5 protein-coding genes and 1 rRNA gene are annotated in these 6293 nt (G+C 38.3%); all 6 read left to right on the top strand.

The features are described 5' to 3' along the window. Positions 1-225 precede the first annotated feature (225 nt). The 6 genes from rrf to clpC all read left to right on the top strand — a co-directional run bounded on the left by rrf (position 226) and on the right by clpC (position 6164). Positions 226-341 (top strand): 5S ribosomal RNA (rrf, locus tag RVS70_RS09205). A 416-nt stretch (positions 342-757) separates the two neighbouring features. Further along, entirely contained in the window at positions 758-1405 is a 648-nt protein-coding gene (locus tag RVS70_RS09200; RefSeq protein WP_371414009.1) for an MgtC/SapB family protein, read from the top strand. Positions 1406-1629: 224 nt separating this feature from the next. After that, positions 1630-2097 (top strand): CtsR family transcriptional regulator, encoded by a 468-nt coding sequence (locus tag RVS70_RS09195; RefSeq protein WP_026680206.1) that lies wholly within the window; start codon positions 1630-1632, stop codon positions 2095-2097. A 12-nt stretch (positions 2098-2109) separates the two neighbouring features. Next, positions 2110-2658, top strand: coding sequence for a UvrB/UvrC motif-containing protein (locus tag RVS70_RS09190; protein WP_026680207.1), 549 nt, complete (start codon positions 2110-2112; stop codon positions 2656-2658). Then, positions 2655-3719, top strand: coding sequence for a protein arginine kinase (locus tag RVS70_RS09185; protein ID WP_121604285.1), 1065 nt, complete (start codon positions 2655-2657; stop codon positions 3717-3719). The genes RVS70_RS09190 and RVS70_RS09185 overlap by 4 nt, the downstream gene beginning before the upstream one ends. A gap of 18 nt (positions 3720-3737) precedes the next feature. Next, positions 3738-6164, top strand: a complete 2427-nt coding sequence (gene clpC, locus RVS70_RS09180; RefSeq protein ID WP_026680209.1) for an ATP-dependent protease ATP-binding subunit ClpC — start codon at positions 3738-3740, stop codon at positions 6162-6164. Positions 6165-6293 lie beyond the last annotated feature (129 nt).

Below are 6293 nucleotides of genomic sequence, written 5' to 3'. Positions count from 1 at the left end.
GAGGTTGATAGGTTCGAGGTGGAAGCGTGGTGACACGTGGAGCTGACGGATACTAATCGATCGAGGACTTAACTAACTTCTTTTGGTTGTCGTTGAATGATCTCTTATTTAGTTTTTAGGGTACAAAAAAATCCTTGCATTTTCTCAGGAAACTGCATATAATATAACTTGTCCTTAAGAAGAAGGACGTTCTGAAACAACACAGAACGATCTACATCCTTTAGGTCTGGTAGCAATAGCGGAGAGGTCACACCTGTTCCCATGCCGAACACAGAAGTTAAGCTCTCCAGCGCCGATGGTAGTTGGGGCTTTGCCCCTGCAAGAGTAGGACGCCGCCAGGCGAACAAGAAGGAAGACTGAGTGAATTTTTTTACTCAGTCTTTTTTGTAGTCTAGGAGTTAATTAAATTTGATCCTGTGTATAAATATGGGCGTGTTGAGCCGCGTCCACCCGGCTCTAGCACCCAGAAACAAGGTAACTTCACGAATAACCCTAATCTAAGTCATCATCGGCTCGCAAGCTCACCGTGATTCCTTTACCTCCGTTGACTCGCTCCATTTGTTCTTATGTAAAATATTTGGCCAGTAGTATTATGATAAATAGCAAGGTTTAATCATATATATAAGAGAAAAATATAAAAAGATGCCACTATACCTTTTATTTAGATTCATGTAAAATGAAGGGAAAAATGGACAGGGGGGTGCGAAAATTGCAAGCTTTTTTAGACGAATTATTGGGTGATCATTTTTATCTTATTATGTTACGTGTATTAATTGCGTTAGTTCTTTCTGGGTTAATTGGATTTGAAAGAGAAGTAAAGAATCATTCAGCCGGTTTTCGCACACATATCTTAGTTGGGGTCGGAGCCTGTTTAATGATGCTACTTTCCTTATTTGGATTTGAGTCATTTATGGAGTATGATAACGTTCGATTCGATCCTGCGAGAATACCATCCTATGTAATAAGCGGGATAGGTTTTCTGGGAGCAGGAACAATTATTGTTTATGGTGGCGCAATTCGCGGTTTAACAACTGCTGCTTCCATATGGACAGTTGCTGGTATAGGGCTTGTGGTTGGTGCCGGCATGTACGCAGCTGCTGTTTTTACGACATTTATCATTTTACTAAGTTTAATTTTTCTTAATAATTTTGAGCGACTATTTACAAAGGGGGGGACTTCCCACTTAATTGAGATTGTCACCTTACCCGATCTAAAGGTGAATGAGCTTGTTTCAGCGTTGGAAAAATTCGATTTAACCATAAAAAAAGTAGAGATTATTAAAATAGAAAACGACTTGCGAAATATTTTTATTAAAATAGAAAGAAAGCCAGATCTAGATCGAATTTCTTTATTTGAGGAAATTTCTAAAGTAGATCATGTGAAAAATATATCTGAGCTTAAGTAAATGGGGCTGCTAGAAGAACTTTACAACATATAATATGGTGTAAGGTTCTTTTTTTAATAGAAGAAATGATAGAGATCTCGTTCATTCATAGGTTTCGTAATGGTGATTTTTGTCTAGAATAAACATAGAACAAGGTATTTGCATCTTCTCGATTTTGACGTATAATAAAGGTAAAGTCAAAGATAGTCAAAGTCAAAGGATGCAGCTAAAAAGGGGGTGGGCATATGAGTAATATTTCAGATGTGATAGAAAATTATTTAAAACAGATACTTCAGGCTAAAGGAAAAAATGTGATTGAAATTAAACGAAGCGAGATCGCTGATCAATTTCAATGTGTCCCCTCACAGATAAATTATGTGATTAATACGCGCTTTACTGTGGAAAAAGGATATATAGTGGAGAGTAAACGTGGTGGTGGTGGATATATTCGTATTATGCGAGTAATTCATCAAGATAAATCAGAATTAATCAATGAAATAATTGAAATGATTAATCCAACAGTTTCTCAACAAAAATCTGTCGATGTGTTAGAAAGGCTATTGGAAGAAAATCTTATTACAGAACGCGAAGCAAAAATTATGCTGAGTGCTATTGATAGAAATACACTCGCATTTCAATTGCCGTTACGAGATGAAATTCGTGCGCGCATACTTACAACGATGCTGAATACGCTAAAGTATTTGAATAAGTAGGGGGGAATGCAAATGGAATGCCAGGAATGTCATGAACGACCTGCTACACTGCACTTTACACAATTGATTCAGGGACAAAAGATGGAAGTGCATGTATGTAAAGTTTGTGCAAAAGAAAAAGGATATTTGACATATCCAGAAGATGGATATTCATTGCATAATTTACTTTCTGGGCTCTTTAACTTTGATACATCAAATATGGCGGGACCTCAAGGGTCAGCCTATCAGCAAGTAAAAGAGCTACAGTGTCCTAAATGTGAAATGACCTTCTCGGAATTCAAACAAATAGGGAAATTTGGATGTGCGCTTTGCTACGAAACGTTTAATCATCGTCTGGACCCTATTTTCCGACGAGTACATGCTGGTAATACAAAGCATAGCGGAAAAATCCCTAAACGCCAAGGTGGGGATTTGCATAAGAAGAAGCAAGCAGAAGAATTAAAAGTAAAACTAAAAACGCTGGTGGAGAATGAGGAATTTGAAGAGGCTGCTAAAATAAGAGATAAAATTAAAGCGTTAAATCATGCGCAAGATGATTCGGGAGCAGGTGATCATACATGACACTACAGCAATTTATGAATAAGGCTATTAGCCCTTGGATGAGGGAGGAAGGACCAGATAGCGATATTGTACTAAGTAGTCGTATTCGCCTTGCAAGGAACTTTGCAAATATTGCTTATCCAATTCTTGCTGAGCCAAATCAATTAGAAGAAATAAGGAATTTCTTTAAAGAGAAATATGAAAATCAGTCATTTAGCGAGTATAAGAATATTTCCTTTATTTCTATCCGGGACTTATCAGCAGTTGAGAAACGCGTATTAGTAGAAAAACATTTAATCAGCCCATTATTGGCAAAGCACTCAGAGTCAGCTGCAACACTTATTTCTGAGAATGAACAGGTGTCCTTGATGATCAACGAGGAAGATCATATTCGTTTGCAACTGTACTTTCCAGGATTTCAATTATCTAAGGCGTTGCAAAAGGCATTTGAATTTGATGATTGGTTAGAAGAAAAAATTAATTATGCCTTTGATGAAACAAGAGGATACCTTACGAGCTGCCCTACTAATGTAGGTACTGGGATGCGTGCATCTGTCATGATGCATCTACCAGCTCTTGTTTTAACAAAACAAATAAATCGTATGATACCTGCCATTAATCAGTTAGGGCTTGTAGTCCGCGGTATTTATGGAGAAGGTAGTGAAGCGCAAGGTAATATTTTTCAAATATCTAATCAAATTACACTTGGAAAATCAGAAGAAGATATTGTGGAGGATTTACAAAGTGTCGTAAAACAGCTCATAGAGCATGAAAGATATGCTAGAAAACAATTAATGGAGCAATCAAGTGACAAAATGGAGGATAGAATTTATCGTTCCTTTGGTGTTTTGGAATATGCTAGGATCATGGAGTCGAAAGAAGCTGCTAAATGCTTATCTAATGTACGCCTAGGAATTGATTTAGGCCTTGTGAAAAATGTTTCACGAAATATCCTCAATGAATTAATGATACTTACTCAGCCAGGATTCCTACAACAATATGCCAAAAAGACATTGACAGCGAATGAACGTGATATATTACGAGCATCACTTATTCGCCAACGTTTACAATTAGAGAAATAGATAGGAGGAATTTTTTATATGATGTTTGGACGTTTTACAGAAAGAGCACAAAAGGTGTTAGCTTTATCTCAAGAAGAAGCCGTACGATTAGGCCATAATAATATTGGTACAGAACATATCCTCCTTGGACTTGTACGTGAAGGAGAGGGGATTGCGGCAAAAGCATTGCAATCTTTAGGGCTGGAAATTTCAAAAATACAAGAAGAGGTTGAAAAGCTAATTGGTGTTGGCAAACAACCGATGCAGTCAATACATTATACACCCCGTGCCAAAAAGGTTGTGGAGCTATCTCAGGATGAAGCAAGAAAGCTTGGCCACTCCTATGTAGGTACAGAGCATATATTGCTTGGTCTTATTCGTGAAGGAGAAGGTGTTGCTGCTCGTGTATTAAATAATTTAGGTGTTAGCCTAAATAAAGCTAGACAACAAGTGCTACAATTGCTTGGAAGTAATGAATCCCAGGCTAACAGACAGGGGCGCGGTCAACAATCTAATGCAAACACGCCGACGCTTGATTCACTTGCTCGTGATTTAACGGTAAGTGCGAAAGAAGGTAATATTGACCCCGTTATTGGCCGTAGCAAAGAAATTGAGCGCGTTATTCAAGTGTTAAGTCGTAGAACTAAGAATAATCCAGTTTTAATTGGTGAACCAGGTGTAGGTAAGACTGCCGTAGCCGAAGGGCTTGCACAGCAAATTATTAATAACGAAGTGCCAGAGACATTACGAGACAAACGAGTGATGACACTGGATATGGGTACAGTTGTAGCGGGAACAAAATATCGTGGAGAATTTGAAGATCGATTAAAGAAGGTTATGGAAGAGATTCGCCAGGCTGGAAATATTATACTGTTTATTGATGAGTTGCATACATTAATTGGCGCAGGAGGGGCTGAAGGTGCGATTGATGCATCAAATATTCTAAAACCCTCATTAGCCCGTGGGGAGCTTCAGTGTATTGGAGCTACAACGCTTGACGAGTACCGTAAATATATTGAAAAAGATGCAGCGCTAGAACGTAGATTTCAACCTATACAGGTAGATGAACCGACGTTAGAGGAAACCGTCCAAATTTTAAATGGTTTACGTGATCGTTATGAAGCACATCATCGCGTGACGATAACCGATGAAGCGATTGAAGCAGCTGCAAGTCTATCTGATCGTTATATTACAGACCGCTTTTTACCAGATAAAGCTATCGACTTGATTGACGAGGCTGGATCGAAGGTACGCTTACGCTCCTACACGGTACCACCTAATTTAAAGGAACTAGAACAAAAGCTGGAAGAAGTAAGAAAAGAAAAGGATGCGGCTGTACAAAGTCAGGAATTTGAAAAAGCAGCATCGCTTCGTGATTCTGAACAACGACTTCGTGAAGAATTAGAAGAAACAAAGAATGAGTGGAAAGAAAAGCAGGGACAAACCGATTCGGAAGTAACTATAGAAGATATTGCTAGTGTCGTTTCTACATGGACTGGTGTACCGGTTTCTAAATTGACAAAGGATGAAAGCGAACGATTGCTGAATATGGAAGATACGCTTCATAATCGTGTGATTGGTCAAGAAGAAGCTGTGAATGCAATTTCGAAAGCTATCAGAAGAGCTCGTGCAGGCTTAAAAGATCCAAAACGTCCGATAGGTTCTTTTATCTTCTTAGGACCAACAGGTGTAGGGAAAACGGAACTTGCTCGAGCACTAGCCGAAGCAATGTTTGCTGATGAGGATGCTATGATTCGTATTGACATGTCAGAGTATATGGAAAAACATGCTACGTCTCGTTTGGTAGGTTCACCTCCTGGTTATGTTGGCTATGATGAAGGTGGTCAGCTTACAGAAAAGGTTCGTAGAAAGCCATATTCTGTTGTATTACTTGATGAAGTGGAGAAGGCACACCCAGAAGTATTTAATATTCTATTACAAGTACTAGAGGATGGCCGTTTAACTGACTCGAAAGGTCGCGTAGTTGATTTCCGCAACACGGTATTAATTATGACATCTAATGTTGGTGCAAATGAGTTAAAACGTAATAAATATGTCGGCTTTAATTTGGAGGAAAATGGTCAAGATTATAAAGATATGAAATCTAAGGTTACAGAAGAATTGAAAAAGGCATTTCGTCCAGAATTCTTGAACCGTATTGATGAGACCATCGTATTCCATTCATTAGAGAAAAAACATATGAAGAATATTGTAACGTTAATGATTGAACAGTTACAGCAACGGCTTAAAGAACAGGATATTGATTTTTCGTTAACAGATAAAGCGTTAGATAAAATTGCTAATGAAGGTTTTGATCCCGAATACGGAGCACGACCGTTACGCCGTTCGATTCAAAAAAATATCGAAGATCTCTTATCAGAAGAATTACTTAAGGAGACAATCCAAAAAGGTCAAAAAGTGAAAATTGGCCTGAATAATAAAGGTGAATTTATTATTCTTCCATAGACGATGATAAGCAAAAAAGTAGGGAAAGGGGCTATCCAAAAAGTAGCCTGTACCTACATAACTGGAATATACTCGCTTCTTGCATGAAATGGTTCAGCCTCCTATTGTGGGTACAACACTCATGTTAGG

The organism is Virgibacillus sp. M23 (genome assembly GCF_034190895.1).
Classification (GTDB): domain Bacteria; phylum Bacillota; class Bacilli; order Bacillales; family Amphibacillaceae; genus Virgibacillus; species Virgibacillus salarius.
This window is presented reverse-complemented; position numbering and strand designations above follow the sequence as displayed.

Bases quoted from the DNA above. Each gene is read 5' to 3' on its own strand.
- clpC (WP_026680209.1), top strand. From the start codon at position 3,738: ATGATGTTTGGACGTTTTACAGAAAGAGCACAAAAGGTGTTAGCTTTA.
- RVS70_RS09195 (WP_026680206.1), top strand. From the start codon at position 1,630: ATGAGTAATATTTCAGATGTGATAGAAAATTATTTAAAACAGATACTT.
- RVS70_RS09185 (WP_121604285.1), top strand. From the start codon at position 2,655: ATGACACTACAGCAATTTATGAATAAGGCTATTAGCCCTTGGATGAGG.
- RVS70_RS09190 (WP_026680207.1), top strand. From the start codon at position 2,110: ATGGAATGCCAGGAATGTCATGAACGACCTGCTACACTGCACTTTACA.
- RVS70_RS09200 (WP_371414009.1), top strand. From the start codon at position 758: ATGTTACGTGTATTAATTGCGTTAGTTCTTTCTGGGTTAATTGGATTT.